Origin of the sequence: Variovorax paradoxus EPS, assembly GCF_000184745.1 — a bacterium.
In the GTDB taxonomy this organism is placed as follows: domain Bacteria; phylum Pseudomonadota; class Gammaproteobacteria; order Burkholderiales; family Burkholderiaceae_C; genus Variovorax; species Variovorax paradoxus_C.
The window spans coordinates 2,900,417-2,920,576 of sequence record NC_014931.1; the positions used below are offsets into that span (position 1 = coordinate 2,900,417).

21 protein-coding genes are annotated in these 20,160 nt (G+C 66.6%); 12 read left to right on the forward strand and 9 right to left on the reverse strand.

Annotated elements, in window-relative coordinates:
• Positions 1–2 precede the first annotated feature (2 nt).
• The 4 genes from yjjJ to panE all read right to left on the reverse strand — a co-directional run bounded on the left by yjjJ (position 3) and on the right by panE (position 3,107).
• Complete coding sequence (gene yjjJ, locus VARPA_RS13460; protein ID WP_013541115.1) at positions 3–1,331, reverse strand: type II toxin-antitoxin system HipA family toxin YjjJ; 1,329 nt, start codon at positions 1,329–1,331, stop codon at positions 3–5.
• A 90-nt stretch (positions 1,332–1,421) separates the two neighbouring features.
• Complete coding sequence (locus tag VARPA_RS31615; protein ID WP_234975006.1) at positions 1,422–1,631, reverse strand: hypothetical protein; 210 nt, start codon at positions 1,629–1,631, stop codon at positions 1,422–1,424.
• Positions 1,632–1,644: 13 nt separating this feature from the next.
• Positions 1,645–2,115, reverse strand: a complete 471-nt coding sequence (locus VARPA_RS13465) for a hypothetical protein (RefSeq protein WP_234975007.1) — start codon at positions 2,113–2,115, stop codon at positions 1,645–1,647.
• A 59-nt stretch (positions 2,116–2,174) separates the two neighbouring features.
• Complete coding sequence (gene panE / locus VARPA_RS13470; protein WP_013541116.1) at positions 2,175–3,107, reverse strand: 2-dehydropantoate 2-reductase; 933 nt, start codon at positions 3,105–3,107, stop codon at positions 2,175–2,177.
• A gap of 328 nt (positions 3,108–3,435) precedes the next feature.
• On the opposite strand from panE, the gene VARPA_RS13475 reads away from it, so the two are divergent.
• The gene (locus VARPA_RS13475) at positions 3,436–3,993 is read left to right on the forward strand and encodes an NADPH-dependent FMN reductase (RefSeq protein WP_013541117.1); all 558 of its coding nucleotides are present in this window, start codon (positions 3,436–3,438) and stop codon (positions 3,991–3,993) included.
• Positions 3,994–4,085: 92 nt separating this feature from the next.
• Here the strand turns inward: VARPA_RS13475 and VARPA_RS13480 are convergent, their stop codons facing one another.
• Entirely contained in the window at positions 4,086–4,733 is a 648-nt protein-coding gene (locus VARPA_RS13480) for an FMN-dependent NADH-azoreductase (protein ID WP_013541118.1), read from the reverse strand.
• A 132-nt stretch (positions 4,734–4,865) separates the two neighbouring features.
• On the opposite strand from VARPA_RS13480, the gene VARPA_RS13485 reads away from it, so the two are divergent.
• The 11 genes from VARPA_RS13485 to VARPA_RS13535 all read left to right on the forward strand — a co-directional run bounded on the left by VARPA_RS13485 (position 4,866) and on the right by VARPA_RS13535 (position 16,296).
• Positions 4,866–5,834, forward strand: coding sequence for a LysR family transcriptional regulator (locus VARPA_RS13485; RefSeq protein ID WP_013541119.1), 969 nt, complete (start codon positions 4,866–4,868; stop codon positions 5,832–5,834).
• A 77-nt stretch (positions 5,835–5,911) separates the two neighbouring features.
• Positions 5,912–6,553 carry a peroxiredoxin gene (locus VARPA_RS13490; protein ID WP_013541120.1) on the forward strand — a complete coding sequence of 214 codons (642 nt, stop codon included), beginning with the start codon at positions 5,912–5,914 and terminating at the stop codon, positions 6,551–6,553.
• A gap of 22 nt (positions 6,554–6,575) precedes the next feature.
• The gene (locus VARPA_RS13495; protein WP_013541121.1) at positions 6,576–7,151 is read left to right on the forward strand and encodes an RBBP9/YdeN family alpha/beta hydrolase; all 576 of its coding nucleotides are present in this window, start codon (positions 6,576–6,578) and stop codon (positions 7,149–7,151) included.
• Complete coding sequence (locus tag VARPA_RS13500; RefSeq protein WP_013541122.1) at positions 7,148–8,164, forward strand: sulfate ABC transporter substrate-binding protein; 1,017 nt, start codon at positions 7,148–7,150, stop codon at positions 8,162–8,164. The genes VARPA_RS13495 and VARPA_RS13500 overlap by 4 nt, the downstream gene beginning before the upstream one ends.
• Positions 8,165–9,052: a sulfate ABC transporter permease subunit CysT gene (gene cysT, locus VARPA_RS13505; RefSeq protein WP_013541123.1), complete on the forward strand. Its 888-nt coding sequence runs from the start codon at positions 8,165–8,167 to the stop codon at positions 9,050–9,052. It begins immediately after the preceding gene.
• Between the two features lies 1 nt (position 9,053).
• Positions 9,054–9,956 (forward strand): sulfate ABC transporter permease subunit CysW, encoded by a 903-nt coding sequence (cysW, locus tag VARPA_RS13510; RefSeq protein WP_013541124.1) that lies wholly within the window; start codon positions 9,054–9,056, stop codon positions 9,954–9,956.
• 15 nt (positions 9,957–9,971) lie between these two features.
• Positions 9,972–11,069 (forward strand): sulfate/molybdate ABC transporter ATP-binding protein, encoded by a 1,098-nt coding sequence (locus VARPA_RS13515; protein ID WP_013541125.1) that lies wholly within the window; start codon positions 9,972–9,974, stop codon positions 11,067–11,069.
• Complete coding sequence (locus tag VARPA_RS13520) at positions 11,066–11,569, forward strand: disulfide bond formation protein B (protein ID WP_013541126.1); 504 nt, start codon at positions 11,066–11,068, stop codon at positions 11,567–11,569. Before VARPA_RS13515 ends, VARPA_RS13520 begins: the two co-directional genes overlap by 4 nt.
• Before the next feature lie 200 nt (positions 11,570–11,769).
• Positions 11,770–12,939 carry a macrolide transporter subunit MacA gene (gene macA / locus VARPA_RS13525; RefSeq protein ID WP_013541127.1) on the forward strand — a complete coding sequence of 390 codons (1,170 nt, stop codon included), beginning with the start codon at positions 11,770–11,772 and terminating at the stop codon, positions 12,937–12,939.
• A complete protein-coding gene (gene macB, locus VARPA_RS13530; protein ID WP_013541128.1) occupies positions 12,936–14,918 on the forward strand; it encodes a macrolide ABC transporter ATP-binding protein/permease MacB in 1,983 nt (660 codons plus the stop codon). Before macA ends, macB begins: the two co-directional genes overlap by 4 nt.
• Positions 14,875–16,296, forward strand: coding sequence for an efflux transporter outer membrane subunit (locus VARPA_RS13535; protein WP_049794513.1), 1,422 nt, complete (start codon positions 14,875–14,877; stop codon positions 16,294–16,296). Before macB ends, VARPA_RS13535 begins: the two co-directional genes overlap by 44 nt.
• A 406-nt stretch (positions 16,297–16,702) precedes the next feature.
• Here VARPA_RS13535 and VARPA_RS13540 read toward each other — a convergent pair whose 3' ends face one another.
• The 4 genes from VARPA_RS13540 to VARPA_RS13555 are packed head-to-tail and all read right to left on the reverse strand — an operon-like array spanning position 16,703 to position 20,113.
• Positions 16,703–17,479 (reverse strand): glycosyltransferase family 2 protein, encoded by a 777-nt coding sequence (locus tag VARPA_RS13540; protein WP_013541130.1) that lies wholly within the window; start codon positions 17,477–17,479, stop codon positions 16,703–16,705.
• The gene (locus tag VARPA_RS13545; RefSeq protein ID WP_013541131.1) at positions 17,446–18,243 is read right to left on the reverse strand and encodes a lysophospholipid acyltransferase family protein; all 798 of its coding nucleotides are present in this window, start codon (positions 18,241–18,243) and stop codon (positions 17,446–17,448) included. The genes VARPA_RS13540 and VARPA_RS13545 overlap by 34 nt, the downstream gene beginning before the upstream one ends.
• 41 nt (positions 18,244–18,284) lie before the next feature.
• Positions 18,285–19,322 (reverse strand): Rid family hydrolase, encoded by a 1,038-nt coding sequence (locus VARPA_RS13550; RefSeq protein ID WP_013541132.1) that lies wholly within the window; start codon positions 19,320–19,322, stop codon positions 18,285–18,287.
• Between the two features lie 2 nt (positions 19,323–19,324).
• Positions 19,325–20,113 (reverse strand): class I SAM-dependent methyltransferase, encoded by a 789-nt coding sequence (locus VARPA_RS13555; RefSeq protein WP_013541133.1) that lies wholly within the window; start codon positions 20,111–20,113, stop codon positions 19,325–19,327.
• Between the last annotated feature and the right edge of the window lie 47 nt (positions 20,114–20,160).

The following is a 20,160-nucleotide window of genomic DNA, read 5'->3' on the forward strand; positions in this document are numbered from 1 at the left end:
ATTCAGGCGCCCGACATTTCACCAATGAGCCGTGCGTTCTGCCGCGCGAGCGTACGGAACGCCGCAGAGATGCGGTCATCGGTTGCAGCGGTTTGCCAAAACAAGCTTGCCAGTTGTCGAGCACGGGGCCACTCCTGCAGGGTTTCGACTGTCGGCTGCAATCCTGTGGTCGCCAATTCGCGCGGCGGTAATTCGCCGCTCGTGGGCGCATACAGCGTAGGAAGCACATCGTAGGCTGGAGCGAGCCGCCAGTCGCTGCCTTCGATGAGCAGCGAGATGTTGCCGTAGTGGCGGTCGGTGTTGCCGATGAGCCGGCCGAAAGCCTCGAGGAACCGCAAGCGCTGTGCATCGTCGGCGAGCAACAGGCCGCGCGAGGCCATCCGGTTGGCGGTAGCCGCCCAGTTGTCGATCTTGCCGATGTATTGGGAGTCGTACGCCATCAGCGACACCATGCCGATGCGGCCTCGCGCCGAGCGGTCGAAGCGTTCGACTTCCAGGAACACGCGGCCGCCCTCGATGAAAAGGCGTGTCGCAGCAGCGGCCACGCCGGCCTCGGCGAGTGCGGACAGCGCCAGGTGCTCGCAGACGAGCAAATCGCGCGAACGACGGTCGACCGGCGATGCGCCGGCCGGCGAGAACTTGACGATGACCTGCTTGCCATCGCGCACCGTGCAGAACTTCGGTTGCTCCCCGCCTGCTGACGACCCCGGCAGCGTGCCTTGCATCGCGCTGTCTGCCATGGACGGGTAATCGGCGACGGAAACTTCGTGCGCAGGTTGCGCTGCCATGGCGTGAAAGCGACGGAACGATTCCGCTCCGACGACCAAGTTGCCGGGCAGGTCTTCACCGCACAGGGTGAGGGCCTGAAGTACGTCGTCGTCGTTCCAGTGCTCGGGGTTCGCAGGCAATCCCAGTTCGGGGTGACCCTGGGCGAATGCGCGGCCGATGAAACCCTGGGGACGCATGTCGGACAGGAACCAGGGCAGGCCGCCATGCAGCGCGCTGCGGCCCTTCTGCTCGTCCATCCAGCAACGGCCGCCCTGGAGGGGAACGATGCGGCCGAATGGCAAGGCATTGCCTGCGTCATCGATCTTGACGACCGGCACTTCGGTGCCGACGCGCTCGACATGCCGCGGAACCACATACATCTGGGAGCGTGCGGCGCCCACCTTGAGCATTTCCGCGCTGCGGATGAGCGGTGCCAAGGTTCGCGAGGCAGTCGCCTGGCTGACACCGAGGTGAGCCTGTATCTCGGCGCTGGTGACCGCACCCTGTGCGCGGACGAACGCAAGCACGGCGGCGGCGTTCTGGGATGGTGCGGGGAGAGGCATTGAATATCAAAGTGAATAGATAAATTATCCTATTCCTCATTGACGTATTCAAGTTATATGAATATTTTTATGAATAGATACTCGAAGCCATCACGGCGCATTAATGGTACTGAGATTCCACGCAGTGCCCGACGCCCGCAGCGTTGCCACCGCATGCGCAACGCCCAATCCCGGGCTGCTGAGCACATCGATGCCGAGGTCGGCAAGCAGGGGCGTCACCGGCGCCATCGAAGCCTGCGCCAGCACGACGACATCGGCCTTGCCGACCGCTCCGCGGATCGCGGCTGCCAGCGTCTCCACATAGCGGCCGGTGTCACCGGCCTGGAAATGCGTCCATGCCTCTTCGACGAGCAGCGCGCGGCCGCGTGCCGACGCCGGCCTGCGTCGCCGCCGAGAGGATCAGCGCCGTTGTCGGCTCCAGCGTGCTTTCGACGGCCGCGACGATCAGCACGCGCGGGCCGGTGCGCACCGCGCGGTCGGCCATGGCGCGGTCGATGCGCAGGGCCGAGAAGGCGCCGCCGGTGGCGGTTTTCTCGGCGATGCCGCCGATGGTCGAACAGGTGCACACGACCACCGCGGCACCGTCCGACGCCGCCTCGCGCATGGCCTCCTGCACGCGCCTGACCAGCGCCGCGTTGTCGACGCCCACGACGCGCGCATCGTCCAGGAGCTCTTCCATCACCAGGTGGCGCACCTCCAGTTCGGGCGCCATCTCGTGGACCAGGCGGCCAAAGGTCTGCACATGCGACTTGGCCGTGTGGAGGAAGGCGAGCGCGTCGGCCATGGTCGGGTGAGTCGGGTGAGTCGGGTGAGTCGGGTGGGCGTGGGATCGCGGGTTCGGGATCAGCCGGCCTCGCGGGCGCGGCGGGCTTCGTAGGCCTTGAGGTGGACGTACGCGGTGCGCAGCACCGTGGGCACGGGCGAATCGCTCTGGGGCGCGCGGCCGAGGAGGTCGCCGACGATGTGGTCGGCCTCGACCGCCGCGCCGCGGACCATGTCCTTGTACATCGATGCCGTCATCGGCGAGCCGGCCGTTGTTACTACCGCGCGGCCCCGCTGGATGGCCGCGGGGCGCGGCGCGAAGCCGTTGTGCGTGGCGATGGCACAGCATTCGTCGAAGATCGAGAGCGCCACGTCCTGGCCGCCGGCCGCGACGATGTCGCCGATGGACGCGCGCATCAGGCTCGTGAGGCCCGCCGCGGAGGCGATGAAGACCCACTTCTCCCACATGTCCTGCGCGATGGTTTCGCTCGCGGTGGCGTCGAACTTCGCGCCGGCGAACTGGGCCGCGATGGCATCGACCCGCGCCGAGCGTCCGCCGGCGCGCTCGCCGTAGCTCAGGCCGTGCATGTCGTTCAGGTGCAGCACGCGGCCTTCGTCGTCCAGCGTGGCCGAGATCATGCAGAGGCCGCCGAGCACGCGCTCGTCGCCGAAGCGTTCGACCAGTTGGTCGATGTGTTTCATGCCATTGAGGAGCGGGAGGATCACGGTATTCGGGCCGACTGCGGGCGCGAACGAATCCATCGTCGAGTCGAGGTCGTAGGCCTTGCTGCCGACGACGACCACGTCATAGGGGCCGTCGATGTTCTCGGCCAGCACTTGCTTCGGTGCAGGAAGCTCGAGGTTGCCGAAAGGGCTCTGCACCACGAGCCCGGTCTTCGCGAGCTGGGCCGCGCGGCGGGGACGAAGAAGAAAGGTCACATCGCGCCCGGCCTCCAGCAAGCGGCCGCCGAAATAACCACCGAGTGCACCGGCACCCACCACCAGAAATCTCATCGCGAATCGCTCCAGAAATCAAAAAAGGATCTGGAACGATGATGCCCGCGTTCGCGCCGGGCCGCTCTAGGCAGTTTCCTTCTCCAGCAGGCGCCGGCGGGCAAAGGGGCGCAGGTCGAGGCCGTGGGACATGCGCGGCCGAGCACCTGGTCGGCAATCGCTTCGCCCAGGCCGGCCGAGTGCTTGCTGGGTCGTGGCCACCAGCATCTTTCAGGGTGCGGCACGGCACAAGAGCTTTTCCAGAAAAGGTCATGGGCGATTCGCATAATCGCTTTCGTCCTTCGGACCTTCCCTCCAGATCTCTCATTCACACCAAGGAGTTTTACCCATGGCACAGACCCGGATCGCCGTCGTTGTCGGCAGCCTTCGCAAGGATTCGTTCAACCAGAAGCTCGCGCTCGCGCTGGCTCACCTCGCGCCCTCGGACTTCACCTTCGAACACCTGCGCATCGACGACCTGCCGCTCTACAACCAGGACGACGACGGCAACCAGGCGCCCGCCGTGAAGCGCCTGAAGAGCGAGATCGCGGCCGCACAGGGCCTCTTGTTCGTCACGCCCGAATACAACCGCTCGATCCCCGGCGTGCTGAAGAACGCCATCGACCACGCCTCGCGCCCCTACGGCCAGAGCGTCTGGGGCGGCAAGCCGGCCGGCGTGGTCGGCATCTCGGTGGGCGCCATCGGCACCGCGCTGGCACAGCAACACCTGCGCAACATCCTGGCGTACCTCGACGTGCCCACGCTGGGCTCGCCCGAAGTGTTCCTGCAGACCAAGGACGACCTGTTCGACGACAAGGGCCACATCGGCAACGAAGGCTCGAAGAAGTTCCTGCAGGGGTGGATGGACAAGTACGTGGCGTGGGTCAAGAGCCATTCGGCTGTCTGATCGACGACGAACCCATTGAATCGGGTGCCGACAGGCGCCCATGAAGAAAGCCGCCCGAGGGCGGCTTTCTTCTTTTGGAGCCGAGGCTTGTCTCAGGCCACCTGGGCCACATCCTTCTGGTTCGCGGCTTCCGCCGTCGCCACCAGGATGTCCGAACGCGCCGACGTCAGCGCGGCGGCCTTCGGCTCGTCGCCCATCGCCACGCCTTCGGCACGCACGATGCGCACGTCGGTGATGCCGAAGAAGCCGAAGACCACCTTGAGGTAGCTCTCCTGGTGTTCGGCGCCCTGGCCCCAGTCGCTGGTCGAGTAGATGCCGCCGCGGCTGGAAGCCACGATCACGGTCTTGCCGCCGGCCAGGCCCACGGGGCCGGTCTCGGTGTACTTGAAGGTGCGGCCGACCTGGCCGAGGCGGTCGATCCAGGCCTTGAGCTGGGTCGGGATCGAGAAGTTGTAGAGCGGGGCGCCGATGACGATCACGTCGGCGGCCAGGAACTGGCTCACCAGCTTTTCGGACAGCGCGTTCTCGCGCTGCTGGGCTTCGGTGGGTTCTGCCTGCGGGCCGGTCTTGATGGCCAGGGCGTCGGCGGTGAAGTGGCCCGGGGCGTCGACGGCGAGGTCGAGGTATTCGACGGTGGTGTCGGGGTGCGCGGCTTTCCAGGCGGCGACGGTTTCCGCCGTCAGCAGGCGGGAGGTCGAGTAGGCACCGAGGATGCTGGAGTCAACGTGGAGCAGCTTCATATCAATCACTTTCGAGTGGATGGTGTCGGCGCTCAAAGTGGCCGGCGTTGGGAGAATTCTATTTTTGAGTCGATTGATTGATAAGTAGCCAAAATTTGTATAGATCGTCCTGATTGCAGGACAATTGCTGCCATGCAAGACCTCAATGACATGGTTTTTTTCGCCGAAGTGGCCGAGCGGGGCGGGTTTGCCGCGGCCAGCCGGGCGCTCGGCATTCCCAAGTCGCGCCTGTCGCGCCGCGTGGCGGAACTGGAGGAGCGCCTGGGTGTGCAGCTCATGCAGCGCAGCACCCGGCGCCTGTCGCTCACGCCGGCCGGCGAGATCTACCTGCGGCACGCCGCCGCCATGCGCGATGCGGCGCAGGCCGCGGCCGAATCGGTGGCGCAGGTGCAGAACGAGCCGAGCGGGCTGGTGCGGCTGAGCGTGCCGATCACGATGGCGTACAGCGGGGTGGCCCAGTTGCTGCCGCTCTTCATGGAGCGCTATCCGGCGGTGCGGGTCGATGTGCGGGTCATCAATCGTCCGGTGGACCTGATCGAGGAGGGCTTCGACATCGCGCTGCGCGTGCGGCCCGTGGTCGAGGAAAGCGCCACGCTGGTGGCCAAGATCCTGGGCACCGGCCGCGGGGTGCTGGTAGCCAGTCCGGCGCTGATGCAGCGGCAGGGGCCGGTGGAAACGCCGGCCGATCTCGCGCGGCTGGACACCATGGCGATGTCGGTCAACGGCGAGGGCCGCGCCGAATGGCGGCTGTCGGGCCCCAAAGGCAAGACCTATGTCCACACCCACACGCCGCGCTACGTGGCGGATGACATCGCGACGCTGCAGATCGCCGCGATCGCCGGCATCGGCGCCACGATGCTGCCGGGCTACATGTGCGCGGCCGATGTCGAGGCGGGCCGGCTGGAAAAAGTGCTGTGCGACTGGGGGCCGGAGGAAGCCATCGCGCACATGGTGTTCCCGCCGCGGCGCGCGCTGGTGCCGGCGGTGCGGCGGCTGATCGATTTCCTGTTCGAGCACCTGCAGGGCATCGAGGGCGCGCCTTTGCTCAGGCCGGACGGGGAACCCTGCAATTCCCACCCCGATATGCGGAAACCGACATAACCAAACAAGTAGATATTCGTTTGTCATCCTTGCCGGGCTTCGCACAATCCAGGGCTCCCATCCATCCAGGAGCGACCATGGCTACTCTGCGACTCGGCGATACCGCCCCTAATTTCACCCAGGACTCCAGCGAAGGCTCCCTCGACTTCTATCAGTGGGCTGGCGATTCATGGGTCGTGTTCTTCTCGCATCCGGCCGATTTCACGCCCGTGTGCACCACCGAACTGGGCAAGACGGCGGCGCTGTCGGGCGAATTCGCCAAGCGCGGCGTCAAGCCCATCGCGCTGAGCGTCGATCCGGCCACCAAGCACAAGGAATGGATCGGCGACATCAACGAAACGCAGAACACCACGGTCAACTTCCCGATCATTGCGGACGCCGACCGCAAGGTGGCCGACCTGTACGACCTGATCCACCCGAACGCCTCGGCCACCGCCACCGTTCGCAGCGTGTTCATCATCGATCCGAAGAAGGTGATCCGCACCACCATCACCTACCCGGCATCGACCGGCCGCAACTTCGACGAGATCCTGCGCGTGATCGACTCCCTGCAGCTCACCGACAGCCACAAGGTGGCGACCCCGGTGAACTGGAAGGACGGCGACGACGTGGTCATCGTCCCCAGCATCCAGGACCCGGCCGAGCTGGCCGAGCGCTTCCCCAAGGGCTTCAAGGCCGTGAAGCCCTACCTGCGCATCACGCCGCAGCCCAACAAGTAAGCGGCACAGGCGGCATTCGCAGATGCAGACGCGCGTCGTCATCGTCCCCGGCTGGAGAGACTCCGGACCCGGCCACTGGCAGAGCCTTTGGGAAGAGCGCATCCCGGGCGCCGCGCGGGTGGTGCAGGACGACTGGGCCTCGCCCAAGCGCGATGCCTGGGTGCCGGCGCTTGCCAAGCTGGTGCTCGAGACGCCCGGGCCGGTGGTGATCGCGGCGCACAGCCTGGGCTGCATCGCAACGGCGCACCTGCCGCCCGAAGCCGCCGCCCGCATCCAGGGCGCGCTGCTGGTGGCGCCGGCCGACCCCGAGCGCCGCGCGGTGCTCTCCGACTTCGCGCCCGTGCCCTACGCGACGCTGCCGTACCGCAGCATCGTGGTGGCCAGCAGCAACGACCCCTACTGCCCGATCCGGCTGGCAGGTGCATATTCGCGGGCCTGGGGCAGCGAGTTCGTGCGCATGCAGAATGCGGGCCACATCAACATCGATTCGGGGCACGGGGACTGGCCGCTCGGCCTGGCCTTGCTCCAATCCTTGACCGACGAGCCCGCCGCCTGGTCGGCGGGCCGTGATTTTTCAGAAACCTTGGCAATCACATGACTTCCAGAATCAAGACCTTCGTCGCCGTGCTCGCGCTGGCGTCCTCCGCACTCGCCGGCAGCAGCGCCTTCGCCCAAGGCACGACACTGCTGAACGCCTCGTACGACGTGGCCCGCGAGTTCTACAAGGACTACAACGCAGCGTTCGTGGCGCACTACAAGAAGGCCACCGGCAAGGACGTGAAGATCGACCAGTCGCACGGCGGCTCCAGCGCGCAGGCGCGCTCGGTGGCCGACGGCCTCGATGCCGATGTGGTGACCATGAACACCTCGACCGACATCGATTTCCTCGCCAACGCCGGCGTGGTCGCCAAGGACTGGAACAAGAAATTCCCCGAGAACGCATCGCCGACCACCTCGACCATGCTGTTCCTCGTGCGCAACGGCAACCCCAAGGGCATCAAGGACTGGGACGACCTCGTCAAGCCCGGCATCCAGGTCGTGATCGTCAATCCCAAGACCGGCGGCAACGGACGCTATGCCTACCTGGCGGCCTGGGGCTATATCAAGAAGAAGGGCGGCACCGATGCACAGGCCGCCGAGTTCGTGGGCAAGCTCTTCAAGAACACCCCGGTGCTGGCGCGCGGCGGCCGCGACGCCACCACCGCCTTCCTGCAACGCAACATCGGCGACGCGCTGATCACCTTTGAATCGGAAGTGGTCTCCATCGACCGCGAATTCGGCACCGGCAAGGTCGACTCGGTGTACCCGTCGATCAGCATCGTGGCCGAGAACCCGGTTGCCGTGGTCGAGCGCACGGTCAACAAGAAGGGCACCGGCGAGCTCGCCAAGGCCTACCTCGATTGGCTCTATTCCGAAGAAGCGCAGGAAATCGCCGCCAAGCATGCGCTGCGCCCGCGTTCGCAAGCTGTGCTCAAGAAGCACGCCGCGACCTTCAAGCCGCTGCAGCTCTTCACCGTGCAGGAACTGTTCGGCAGCCTGACCGAAGCGCAGAAGGTGCACTTCAACGACGGCGGCCAGTTCGACAAGCTCTACACGCCTGGCGCAAAGTAAATGAGCGGCGCAGTTTCTTCGGCGCTCCCGTCCACGGGAGCGCCGCTTTCGCGTGCCAACCGGGCAGGAGGCGCCAAGCGCGTGCTGCCCGGTTTCCACATCACGCTCGGCTTCTCGGTTCTGTACCTGAGCCTGATCGTGCTGATCCCGCTGTCGGCGCTGGTCTTCAAGACCTTCACGCTGACCTGGGAGCAGTTCTGGGTGGCCGTGACCGCACCGCGCGTGATGGCCTCCTACCGCCTGACCTTCGGCGCCTCGCTGCTTGCGGCCATCGTGAATGCGGTGTTCGGCCTGCTGGTGGCCTGGGTGCTGGTGCGCTACAAGTTTCCGGGCAAGCGCATCGTCGATGCGCTGGTCGACCTGCCGTTCGCGCTGCCCACGGCCGTGGCCGGCATCTCGCTCACGGCGCTGCTCGCGGGCAATGGCTGGATCGGGCAACTGCTCGAGCCGCACGGCATCAAGCTGGCCTTCACGCCGGCGGGCATCGTGATCGCGCTGATCTTCATCGGGCTGCCGTTCGTGGTGCGCACGGTGCAGCCGGTGCTCGAAGACGCCGAGAAAGAACTCGAAGAAGCCGCCACCTCGCTGGGCGCGACGCGTCTGCAGACCTTCACCAAGGTGATCCTGCCTTCCATCGGCCCCGCATTGCTCACCGGCTTTGCCATGGCCTTCGCACGCGCCATCGGCGAGTACGGTTCGGTGATCTTCATCGCCGGCAACATGCCGATGATTTCGGAGATCACGCCGCTCATCATCATCGGCAAGCTGGAGCAGTACGACTACGCGGGCGCCACCGCCGTCGCGCTGGTGATGCTGGTCATTTCCTTCCTGCTGCTGCTGGTCATCAATGGCCTGCAAGCGTGGCAGCGTCGCAGGGCAGGGGGCTGACATGAGCGCACCTTCCAAAATCATTCGCCGTGCGCAGGCCGGCACCACCGAAGCCGCCTGGGTCCGCTGGACGCTGATCGGCATTGCGCTCGCGTTCATGTTCCTGTTCCTCGTGCTGCCGCTGGCGGCTGTCGCAACCGAGGCATTGCGCAAAGGCGTCTCGGCGTACCTCGAGGCGCTGAAGGAACCCGACGCCTGGAGCGCCATCCGCCTCACGTTGATCACGGCCGCCATCACGGTGCCGTTGAACCTCGTGTTCGGCGTGGCGGCAGCCTGGGCCATCGCCAAGTTCGAGTTCCGCGGCAAAGCTTTCTTGACGACGTTGATCGACCTGCCGTTCGCGGTGTCGCCGGTGGTGGCGGGCCTGATCTACGTGCTGGTGTTCGGGGCGCAGGGCTGGTTCGGCCCGTGGTTGTCCGAGCACGACATCAAGATCATCTTTGCCGTGCCCGGCATCGTGCTGGCGACCGTGTTCGTGACCTTCCCATTCATCGCACGCGAACTGATTCCGCTGATGCAGGCACAGGGCACCGACGAGGAGCAGGCCGCCATCGTGCTCGGCGCGACCGGCTGGCAGACCTTCTGGCGCGTGACGCTGCCCAACATCAAGTGGGGCCTGCTGTACGGCGTGATCCTCTGCAACGCGCGCGCCATGGGCGAGTTCGGCGCGGTGTCGGTGGTGTCGGGCCACATCCGCGGCCAGACCAACACCATGCCGCTGCATGTGGAAGTGCTCTACAACGAATATCAGTCGGTCGCCGCGTTCGCCGTGGCCTCGCTGCTGGCGATCCTGGCGCTGGTCACGCTGGTGATCAAGTCGGTGATCGAGTGGCGCCACGAGCGCGAGATGAAGGCCATTGCAGAACTGCCCCCCGAGCGCCCGCCTGAAACAACGGCGGCCTGAGAGAGAAGAGAAATCATGAGCATCGAAATCCGCAACATCAGCAAGCAGTTCGGCGACTTCCGCGCGCTGCGCAACGTGAACCTCGACGTGGAGTCGGGCGAGCTCGTCGCGTTGCTCGGCCCCTCGGGCTGCGGCAAGACCACGCTGCTGCGCATCATCGCGGGGCTGGAGACGGCCGACACCGGCAGCATCCATTTCTCGGGCGAAGACACCACCGACGTGCATGTGCGCGAACGCCAGGTGGGCTTCGTGTTCCAGCACTACGCGCTGTTCCGCCATATGACCGTGTTCGAGAACGTCGCCTTCGGCCTGCGCGTGAAGTCGCGGAAGGAACGCCCGAGCGATGCGCAGATCAAGGCCAAGGTGACCGATCTGCTCAAGCTGGTGCAACTCGACTGGCTGGCCGACCGCTACCCGTCGCAGCTCTCGGGCGGCCAGCGCCAGCGCATCGCGCTCGCCCGTGCGCTCGCGGTGGAGCCCAAGGTTCTGCTGCTCGACGAACCCTTCGGCGCGCTCGATGCCAAGGTTCGCAAGGAGTTGCGCCGGTGGCTGCGCCGGCTGCACGACGAACTGCACGTCACCTCGATCTTCGTCACGCACGACCAGGAAGAAGCGCTCGAAGTGGCCGACCGCGTGGTGGTCATCAACAAGGGGCAGATCGAGCAGGTCGGCTCGCCGCAGGACGTGTGGGACAAGCCGGCGAGTCCTTTCGTCTACGGGTTCCTGGGCGACGTGAACCTGTTCCATGGCCGTGCCGACAACGGCCAGGTTCAGCTGGACGGCATGCGCCTGGATTCGCCCGAGCACAGCGGCGCGCGCGACGCCAAGGCCATGGCCTACGTTCGTCCCCATGACCTGGATGTGACACGGTATGTGTCGGGCGCCACCGGCATCGTCGCCACGCTGTCGCGCGCGATCGTCGTCGGCCCGATCGCGCGGCTGGAACTTGAGCCCACCGAATCGAATCCAGATAATCCGGGCTCCGGAACCATCATCGAGGCGCAACTCCCTGCGCAACAGTTCCGCGACCTGGGCTTGAAGGAGGGCGACACCGTCGTCGCCAATCCGCGCAAGGCCAGGGTGTTCGTAGAAGAAGATTGGGTGTCTCCTTGATCGATTGGTACTTCGGCGCGCCGCGCCGCGCGCTCGGGCTGATCTGCCTGGCCTGTGTGCTCATGCTGGCCTTCGGGCTCTACCTGCAGCACGTGGTGGGGCTCGAGCCTTGCCCGATGTGCATCGTGCAGCGGTATGCGCTGGTGCTGGTGGCCCTTTTCACCGGGCTGGCCGCCATCTTCCGCAGCCGCCCCTTGCAGGTGACCGGCGGGGTGCTGGCGCTGGTATCCGCTGTAGGCGGCGCCTATACGGCGGCCGCGCAGAGCTGGCTACAGTGGTATCCGCCCGAAGTCGTGTCCTGCGGGCGCGACCTCTACGGAATGATCGAGACCTTCCCGCTCAAGCGCGCGTTGCCGTTGATCTTCCGCGGCGGCGGCGACTGCTCCAAGGTCGATTGGTCGCTGTTCGGACTGACGCTGGCGAACTGGTCGTTCGTCGCCTTCGTGGTGCTCTCGCTCCTGCTGATCACGCTGCTCCTGCGCCGCCGCACCGCGCGCTGAGTTCTTTCTCCGCAGCCGAAACGGCGTGGTTCGCTGCCCTGGAAGGGGCGGGGAGCCACGCCGTTTTTCATGGGGATTCCGGCGGCAACAAGGGCACGAAGTGGCCTTTCGGGGAACTCCCCCTTTAACCGGCCTTCAGAAAGCGGGGCTAGGATCGATTCGCTCCTGTCCCGCAGCCTGTTCCACTTCCGCCTCATTGCATGCCTAACACTCCCCCGCGGCGATCGCGCAAAGTCCTTCTCGGCATTGCAGCGCTCGTCGTCCTGGCCGCCGTCGCCTTCTTCTGGCTGAGCCCGGCCAAGAAAACCGAATACCTCACCGCCACCGTGCAGCGCACCGACCTCGAGAACGCGGTGCTCGCCACCGGCGTGCTGCAGGCGCTCCGGCAAGTGGAGGTGGGCGCGCAGGTCAGCGGCCAGCTCAAGTCGCTCAAGGTGGCGCTGGGGCAGACGGTGAAGAAGGGCGACTGGCTCGCCGAGATCGATCCGGTCATCTCGCAGAACACGCTGGCGCAGGAGCAGGCCAAGCTGGAGAACCTGCAGGCTCAGAAGCTCGCGAAGGAAGTGCGCATCAAGCAGGCCGAGCTCACCTGGGCCCGGCAGCGCGAAATGCTGGCGCAAGACGCCGCGCCGCGCCAGGACATGGAAAGCGCCGATGCCGAGTTGCGCGCGTTGCGTGCCGACGGCGTTTCGCTGGAGGCGCAGATCCGCCAGCAGAAGCTGGCCATGGCCTCGGCGCAGACCAATCTTTCGTACACCCGCATCGTTGCGCCCATCGACGGCGACGTGGTCTCCATCAGCACGCTCGAAGGCCAGACCGTGGTGGCCGCATTCCAGGTGCCCACGCTGATGAAGCTGGCCGACCTCTCGACCATGACGGTGAAGGCGCAGGTCTCCGAAGCCGACGTGGTGCGGGTGAAGGCGGGGCTGCCGGTGTACTTCACCATCCTCGGCGACCCCGACAAGCGCTATCACGGCACCCTGCGCGCGGTGCAGCCTTCGCCCGAGAAGATCAACAACGCGGTGTTCTTCAATGCGCTGTTCGACGTGCCGAACCCCGACCGCACGCTGCGCGTCGACATGACGGCGCAAGTGACCATCCTGCTCGGCGAAGCGAAACAGGCGCTCACGGTTCCGCTCACCGCGCTCGGCGCGCGCGGCAAGGACGGCCGCCAGGAAGTGCGCGTGCTCAAGCCCGACCAGAGCGTGGAAAAGCGCCAGGTGCGCGTGGGCATCAGCAACAACTTCCAGGCGCAGGTGCTCGAAGGGCTGAAGGAGGGCGATGTCGTCATCACGGGCGATGCCTCCGCGCTCGACCCGGCGAGCAGCGGCAACGAAGGCGGCGGCAACAACCGAGGAAAGCGCCAGTGACCGAGCCGCTGCTGAAGCTGCGCGGCATCGGCCGCAGCTTTCCTTCGGGCGACGAGGAAGTGCAGGTGCTCAAAGACGTCGACCTGGACATCGGCAACGGCGAAATGCTGGCCATCGTCGGCGCCTCGGGCTCGGGCAAGTCGACGCTGATGAACATCCTCGGCTGCCTCGACCGGCCGAGCAGCGGCACCTACACCGTCTCGGGCCAGGACGTGGGCACGCTCGACAGCGATGCGCTCGCCCAACTGCGCCGCGAGCACTTCGGCTTCATCTTCCAGCGCTACCACCTGATGCAGCACCTGACGGCCACTGGCAATGTCGAGGTGCCCGCGGTGTATGCCGGCACCGAGGGCGCCGCGCGCGAGGCGCGGGCGCGGCAGCTGCTCGCGCGCCTGGGCCTCGAAGACCGCACCGAGCACCGGCCGAGCCAGCTCTCGGGCGGCCAGCAGCAGCGGGTGAGCATTGCGCGCGCGCTGATGAACGGCGGGCAGGTCATCCTGGCCGACGAGCCGACCGGCGCGCTCGACAGCAAGAGCGGGCAGGAGGTCATCGGCATCCTGCGGGAGCTGCATGCGCAGGGGCACACGATCATCATCGTGACGCACGACATGCAGGTGGCGAGCTGCACCGAACGCATCATCGAAATCGCCGACGGCGTGATCGTGGGCGACCGGCCCAATGTGCCGACTGTCGCGGCGCCTGCGCAGGCGAGCGGCGCCGATGCATCGACGCCGCCCGCGATGACCAGGCCCAACCTCGGCATCGCGCGCTTCAGCACCGGCTGGGCCCGCTTCGCCGAAGCCTTCCGCATGGCGTGGCGCTCGATGATGGCGCACCGCATGCGCACGGCGCTCACCATGCTGGGCATCGTCATCGGCATTACCTCGGTGGTGTCGATCGTGGCCATCGGGGAGGGCGCCAAGCGCTTCGTGCTCTCGGACATCCGCGCCATCGGCACCAACACGCTCGATGTGTACCCGGGCCGCGATTTCGGCGACGACAAGGCCGCCAGCATCCGCACGCTGACGCCGCCCGACCTGCAGGCGATCGCCGCGCAGCCCTATGTGCACAGCGTGACGCCCACCACCATGCGCGGCCTGCGCCTGCGCTACCGCAGCGCCGACATCAACGGCAACGTGAACGGCGTGAGCGATGCGTTCTTCCGCGTGCGTGACATCCAGATGGCGAGCGGCACCGCCTTCACCGCCGAGGACGTGCGGCACCAGTCGCAGGTGGTGGTGATCGACCAGAACACGCGGCGCAAGCTCTTTCCCGATGGCACCGAGCCGGTCGGCAAGGTCATCCTGGTCGGCAACCTGCCGTGCACCGTGATCGGCGTCTCGCAGGAGAAGAAGAGCATGTTCGGCGAGAACAAGTCGCTCAACATCTGGCTGCCCTACAGCACCGGCGCGAGCCGCCTCTTCGGGCAGCAGCACTTCGATGGCATCACCGTGCGCATCCGCGACGACCAGCCGACCAAGGCGGCCGAGGACAGCATCGTGCGGCTGCTCACGCTGCGCCACGGCACCAAGGATTTCTTCACCTTCAACATGGACAGCATCGTGAAGACGGCCGAGCGCACGAGCCAGTCGCTCACGCTGCTGCTCTCGCTGATCGCGGTGATCTCGCTCGTGGTGGGCGGCATCGGGGTGATGAACATCATGCTGGTGTCGGTGACCGAGCGCACCCGCGAGATCGGCATCCGCATGGCCGTGGGCGCGCGGCAGAGCGACGTGCTACAGCAGTTCTTGACCGAGGCGGTGCTCGTGTGCCTCGTGGGCGGGTTCATCGGCGTGGTGCTGTCGTATGGCATCAGCTTTCTGTTTTCGTTGTTCGTGACGCAATGGCAAATGATCTTTTCGATGGGCGCCGTGGTGTCGGCATTTCTTTGTGCGTCGCTGATCGGCGTGCTGTTCGGCTACCTGCCGGCGCGCAATGCGGCGCGGCTCGACCCGATCGAGGCGTTGGCCCGTGAGTAGCGCGCGTCTCGCCCTGGGTTCGCTCGCCGTGGCGATGGCGCTGGGCGGCTGCACGCTGTTCCAGCCGGAGCAGCGCGCGCAGCGGCCGCTCGAAGTGCCAGGGGCGTGGCAGCAGCCGCAGACCGGCACGCCGAGCGCGGCCGCGGCGTTTCCGGCCCGCTGGTGGCGCGCGTTCAACGATCCACAGCTCGATGGGTTGATCGAGGACGCACTGCGCACGAACAACAACCTCGCCGCGGCCGGCATTCGCGTGCAGCGCGCGCAGTTGCAGGCGGGGCTCGCGAATACCAATCTCACGCCCAGCGTGGTGGGGCAGACCAGCACCGGCCGCAGCTACGACCTGAAGCGCGGCGGCGTGGCCGGATCGAGTTCGACATCCCTCGTCACGCTGAGCTACGAGTTCGACCTGTGGGGCCGGTTGGCGGCGCAGCGCAGTGCAGCAGATTGGGAGCAGAAAGCCACCGAGTCGGACCGGCAGGCCACCGCGCTCTCGCTGGTGGGCACCACTTCGGGGCTCTACTGGCAGGTGGGTTACCTGAATCAGCGAATCGTGTTGAGCGAAGCGGGTATGGAAGACGCACGCCGCATCCTTGCCCTTGTGCGCGCCAAGTACGCCGCGGGGGCGGTGTCGGGGCTCGACGTCGCGCAGGCTGGCCAGAACCTGGCGAGCCAGGAAGCGGCGCACACGCAACTGCTTCAACAGCGCGTCGAGGCGCGCAATGCGCTCGCGATCCTGTTCGACCGGCCACCGGAAACCGCGGCGCAGGAGCCCTCGCAACTGCCGAACATCGCGTTGCCCACGATCGATGCCGGCCTGCCCGCGAGCCTGCTGAGTCGTCGGCCCGATCTCCGCGCTGCCGAACAGCGCCTGCGCGGTTCGCTGGCGAATGTCGATGCGACGCGGACCAGTTTCTATCCGGCGCTGAGCCTGACCGGTTCGCTCGGCACATCGAGCACTGCACTGGGCGAGTTGTTGAAGAACCCAGTCGCCACGCTCGGCGCCGGGCTGGCGCTGCCTTTTCTGCAATGGAACACTGCGCGGCTGACAGTGGCCGTCTCGCAGACGCAGTACGAAGAGGCCGTGCTCGGCTTCCGCCAATCGCTCTACACGGCGCTGTCCGAGGTGGAGAACACCCTGTCGTCGCGAACGCAGTTGCGTGACGAAAGCGAGAAGCTGGTTGTGGCGCTGCAGCAGGCGCAGCGCGCGGAGACCTTGTCCGAAGTCCGCTACCGCGCAGGTGCCACCGCGTTGCAACCCGTGCTCGACGCCAAGGACCGGCGCCGCTCGGCCGAGATCTCGCTGGCCCTCAACCGGTTGAACCAGCTCAACGCGACGATGACGCTCTACAAGGCGCTGGGCGGCGCGGCGACCGAATAGATAGCGGGAAAGGCACCGGCCTTCACGCCACGACAGGCGCTCGGTATACGGTGCGGTGTGGACGGCCCCTCTGTGCCGCCGAGGAGCGCAGCGTTTCGCGGATCAGGGCTCGCAGCTGTCTGAGAGGCTGAGAGGCAATCCGACATGACCGCTCATCCCCCGCAAATGGCCCCACTCTGCGTTGCAAATGCTCGCCATAGCCCGAGCTATGGCTGCGCTTTGCGCCTTGATTGGGACCATTTGCGGGGGCTGCTCGGTCACGCCGAATTGCCTCTCAGCCTCTGAGCCGAAGGCGAGTTCTGCGAGACCCCGCGAAGCGCGAGCACCGCAGGGGAGCCCGAAGGGCCGGCACAGTGGGGCCGACCGCGCCGCACCGTGTCCCGGGCGCGCCTCCCCAAGAAGCGCGCTACTTCTGAAAGGGCGGCGCCCCCCGCAGCTTGCGAAAAACCAGCCCGGGCAGCCGTAAAACAAACTCCACCATCAACCGCGTGTGCATCCAAGTCAGCAGCACGTTGTCGCGCCCATAGCGGAAGTGCGAAACCCCGCCTTCCTCGGCCGTCAGGTACTTCACCGGCGCATCGATGTTGACGGGCTTGACCCCGCGCCAGGCGAGGCGCACGACCGCTTCGGTATCGAAGTCGAAGCGACGCATCCACGGCTGACGCGCCATCACCGCGATCAGGTCGGCGACCGGGTACACGCGAAAACCGTAGAGCGAATCGCCGATGCCAGCGAACAGCGTCTCCAGTTGCGTCCATCCGTTCGACACGCGACGCCCGCGCACCCGCAGCAATGGCGCGCTGGCGTCGAACACGGGCCGGCCGAGCACCATTGTCTCGGGCCGGGCGAGCGAGGCCTGCATGAAGGAGGGGATCAGGTCCGCCGGGTGCTGCCCATCGGAATCCATCGTGAGGGCGTGCGTGAAGCCGGCTTCCTTCGCCATGCGAAGGCCATGCAGCACGGCCGCGCCCTTGCCCTGGTTCTGCGGCAGCACCCACACGCGCAGGCCCGGATCACTGGCCGCCAGTTGCTGCAGCCGCTCGCCGGTGCCGTCGTCGCTGCCGTCGACGACCACCCACACCGGGTTCCACTGCGCACGCGCGCCCTCGACGGTCGAGAACAGGCGTTCGCCCGCGTTGTAGCTGGGGATCAGGACAAGGTGGGTGCGCGAGGCGTCTGGCATTCGGGGGACGCGTCGGTGGCGCGCTGCTCCATGTTTTGGCGGAAGTATTGTTCGAGATCGGCCTGCAGGATGTCGCTGTCCGACGTCGGCGAAAAGCGCTGGCCCAGCCGCAGGGTGAAGACGATCGGCAGCGGCGGCACGCGCCACAGCGGCCAGCCCTTGCTCAGATAAGGCGAATCGGTGTCGATGAACACTGTCTGGATCGGCGCCTGTGCCAGCTTGGCGATGAGCGTCACGCCGGGGCGAAACGCGTTGAGCGGCGGCGTCACCGTGCGCGTGCCCTCGGGAAAGATCACCAGCTGGCCGCCGTTGCGGAGGTCCTCCACCGCCAGCCGCACCATCATGCGTGCCGACTCGTTGCTGATGTAGCGCGCGAGCCGCGCACCCGCGCCGAGAAAGATATTGCGCAGCAGGTCGGCCTTCATGATGCAGGCGCTGCGCGGCAGGCGCGCTACCAGCAGAAGCGCATCGAGCATCGTCGGATGGTTGGCCACGAAGATCACGCCGGGCTCGTTGCGCATCGGGTCGAGGCAGGTGGCGTCGATGCGCATCATGCCGGTGACGGAAGCGAGCCACCAGAACATGCGGTAGGCGAAGGCGATGGTCATGCGCCCCAGCGTGCGCGCGGGCGCGACCGGCATCACCGGATAGAGCAGCATCGCGACGAAGTTCCAGCCCAGCGAGATGAGGCCGAGGAACAGCAGCAGCGCGTAGAGCATCAACGCGAGCGGGATCGTCCAGAGAATGCGCAGCACGCGGGTCATCTTCGCGGAGTGAATGGTGCCCCGATCGGTCGAGCCGCGGCTCAAACCCGCAGCCCGCCGGCTGCGACCGTGTGGGCCTCGATTTCGACCAGCAGATCGCTGCGGCAGATGTCCGCTTCCAGGTACACCGCATGGCGTGCCATCGGGGCGTCGGCGCCGAGCGCGCTTTCGATCACGTCGCGTACTGCGTCGGTGTCCGAGGGGTGGCGCACGTACACCACGCAATCGAGCTCGGCCAGCGAGAAGATCGCGGTGACGCGCTCGTTGGCGGCGGCGATCACGGCTGCGAGGTTGCGCAGCGTTTCGCGCGTTTGCTCCTGTACGTCGCCGTGATGCTGCGTCTCGTGGCCGACGATGCTCGCGGTACCGGAGATGAAGAGGGCGATGTTGCCGTCGCCGATGTCCGACAGCGCGGCGCGCGAGAACGTCGGCGAACGCGGCCCATAGGTTTCGGGATAGCGGTAGGCCGAGACCTGCCGGGGGTTCTCGACCGGCAGCGGCGCAGCCTGGCCCGCCAGGAAACGGATCGACAGCATGCCCTGGTGAATGCCCAGCGCGCACGCCGCCGGAGCACCCTCGAACGCGGCGCGGCCGGCTTCGAAGAACGCTTCCTGCCGGCCGAGGTTGAACTGGCGGTAGCGCTCCAGGCCGCCGCCATCGGCATTGATCTGCGGCAGGTAGTTCCAGATGCGCTGCAGGTGCGGCGTGCCGGCCTGCTCGAGCGTCTTGAAGAGATCGCGGTAGGCGCGGTGCGCGAGTTCGGCGAGACCCTGCTTCTCTGCGGCTTCATCGAGGTCGATGGCGCCGAGCAGCCAGTGGCCGTCGGTGCGCCAGCGCGCGATGCCGGTGGTGCCCGACTCGATGTGCTGCGCGCCCGTCACGTCCCACACATCGGCCATGGCGCCGTGCGACGACAGCACGCGTGCATTGACGGTCGGCATCCATGCCACGCTGTGCGGCGTGCCGTAGCCGAGGGCAGCGAAGGGCGCCTTGCCGTCCGTGGCCAGCGCGACGCTGTCGGCCAGCGAAAGGCGCTCGACGCGCAGGTGGGAGGAAGAGATGTCGTCCTGAACTCGCACTGTCAAGCGGCCTTAGCGATCTGTTCTGGTTTGCGGGCGGTGTAGGAAGAAAAGACGCCCAGGCTCGGATGGCGGCGCACCTCGGTGAAGCCCGCATCGCCCAGCGCCTGCATCACCCGCTCGGGCGGAATGCAGGCCTCGATGGTGTCCCAGTAGTAGCGCCACAGTTCGGAGGTGTTGCGCTGGCGGCCGACCACGCGGGCGATCAGCGGCACCACGGCGCGCATGTAGCCCTTGAGCAGAGCCGTTGCGATGCGGCCTTCGGGCTTGGTGATTTCGAGCACGATCACGCGTCCGCCCGGCCGCAGCACGCGATGGAATTCGCTGAAGGCGGCTGCCACGTCGCTGATGTGGCGCATCGCGTAGCCCATGCTCACGAAATCGGCGCTGGCATCGGGGCGGGGAATTGCTTCGGCCACGCCTTCCAGCAGTTCGACGCCAGGCAGCTTGACCTGTTCCATCATGCCGGCGCTGGGGTCGACGCCGGTGAGTTTGCCTGTGGGGCCGATGATCTTGAGCGCCTCGCGCGCCACGAGGCCGGTGCCGATGCCCACGTCGAGCACCTCTGCGCCGGCGGCAAGGCCGGCTTGCTGCAGCGCAGCGCGGCGGTACGAGGGGCCGGTGCCGAAGGCCAGCACGCTCTCGATGCGGTCGTAGTCCGCCGCGGTGCTGTCGAAGATGCGGCGAAGGAATGCCTGGTGCTCTACCTCATTGTTGTAATACAGCGGAAGGGGCGCGTGAGGCGCGAGGGTGTCGGGATTCCCGGTTCCGACGGTAGGCGATGGCGTCATCGAAAGATTATCGCCAAAAGCCCCGGCCCGAATTCCGGGGCGCCGGC